2 protein-coding genes are annotated in these 1,615 nt (G+C 44.4%); both read right to left on the bottom strand.

Annotation, left to right across the window (positions count from 1 at the left end; all coding sequences use genetic code 11):
- Positions 1 to 534 precede the first annotated feature (534 nt).
- On the bottom strand, positions 535 to 762 hold the full coding sequence (locus AC3WRW_RS32970) for a hypothetical protein (RefSeq protein ID WP_492550434.1): 228 nt from the start codon (positions 760 to 762) through the stop codon (positions 535 to 537).
- A gap of 17 nt (positions 763 to 779) precedes the next feature.
- Positions 780 to 1,211, bottom strand: a complete 432-nt coding sequence (locus AC3WRW_RS32965) for a hypothetical protein (protein WP_492550433.1) — start codon at positions 1,209 to 1,211, stop codon at positions 780 to 782.
- Positions 1,212 to 1,615: the final 404 nt, after the last annotated feature.

Raw genomic sequence — 1,615 nt, 5'->3', positions numbered from 1 at the left:
GGGGGAAGGGGGGGCATCCGGCGATCAGCGAGGGAACCCCTACCCCTCCGCAGCCTCGCCAGATGCTAAGGAATCTTTCCCTTTACAAATTTCTGTAATGTAACGTAATGTAGTAATGTAATGACTTACAATACGATACATTACATTATCCAAACCCAATATCCCACGTTCGCAGCGTGGAAGGGTCTGGATTCAGGTTTTGGTCCCGTTTTGCAAATAAGAGCCGAACTCGTTCGCGCGTAGGCAGCTCATTTTCATTCGAATTTTCAAAAGGGAAAACCACCACCTTTCATGGAGCTATCGGAAAATAGACTGCACCATATATTTTTTTGCGGTCAAAAGTATCGGTATAACTAAATAAATAAGAGCAGCCCCTTCGGGGCGTTCTGACTGCCCACTCTGACGTTCTGTTTCACACCGCCCAAAGGATTCCCCTTCGGGGAGTTGGGCTTCGTTCTACGGCAGATTAACTGGTCCAGCTGAAAACATTTTTCCCTGTCGGAAGGGAAGAAGGGCAGCTAAACACAAATTCGTTCAAGAGCCAACTTTTACTGCAGCTTCGAACATGACCTTCAGCTCCGTAACACAGTAGTTGCAGAAGAGAGCTTCGTTGAGCTGCGTAAACGTAATCCGAAACAAATCAGCGATTTCTTCCTCGTTCTTTTTACACAGTTCACAGTAAGCCTGGTAACCTCGATGATCCTCTCCAAAAATCTCTACACGCCAATCAGAAGTCAGATCCTTAACGTTATCAATTTTCAATACCACGACAACTCCTTTTATTTTTTTCTGGCCATGTGCAACTTTCGAAAATATTCTGACCTGGACTGCGAGAAACCGTTCTTAATGCTTTCGTCTACAAAGAGCCACTCATGAGCCGGAAGGGTGATCGACACCTTAACGGACTTTGTAGGTTCTTTAGGCGCGTCTGGATCGTTTCTGGAACGTCTAGGTAGCTTTTTAAGATCCGGATGTTTCTCATAAGCCAAAGCGACCTGATAATTAAATTCTTCGATCAGACGATCGACGTGACGCCGATAGGTCGGCAGCAGCATGTCATTGCGACCTGCAAGTTTCATAGACCGCATAGAAACGTTCGTAAAGTGCCCGGCATGAATGTGTGAGCTGCGTTCGCGGAGCCGTTTGACAAAGGGCTTACAGGCAGCAATAATGGCTTGAAGCTCGTTGCGCAAGGCTTGACGTTGATCCATGAAAATTTACCTCCGAGAGCGAATGGAACTTTTAGGAGCGAATGTAACAAAAAAGTCCGACTACGGAAAAAGCCGTAATCAGACTGCGCAAGAAGTCCCGTATACACATATGTATAAAATACGGGTTTTGTGAACATGTACACTAAGATAAATATCCATTTTCCCTGGCTTGATTCGGTGGTTTCCAAGCCCTTTCCAATTTCTTGAAGTTGGCAGCTACCCAAGTATCGCTTATCAGCCTACATATTAAATACACCCTGATAGAAGAATTTCAAGGATTATTTCTTAACCTTAAAACTAACTTTTATCTGCTCGACATCTCTTACTAACAATGTGTATTGTTCTTTATCTTTCTGATTATTGGGATCGTATTGCACATCCGTTGGGGTGTCAAATGCATAAAC

Source organism: Paenibacillus sp. FW126-R14 (assembly GCF_058789495.1).
This window is presented reverse-complemented; position numbering and strand designations above follow the sequence as displayed.

Excerpts from the sequence above, each read along its gene's own strand:
- AC3WRW_RS32965 (WP_492550433.1), bottom strand. The coding sequence starts at position 1,211 with ATGGATCAACGTCAAGCCTTGCGCAACGAGCTTCAAGCCATTATTGCT.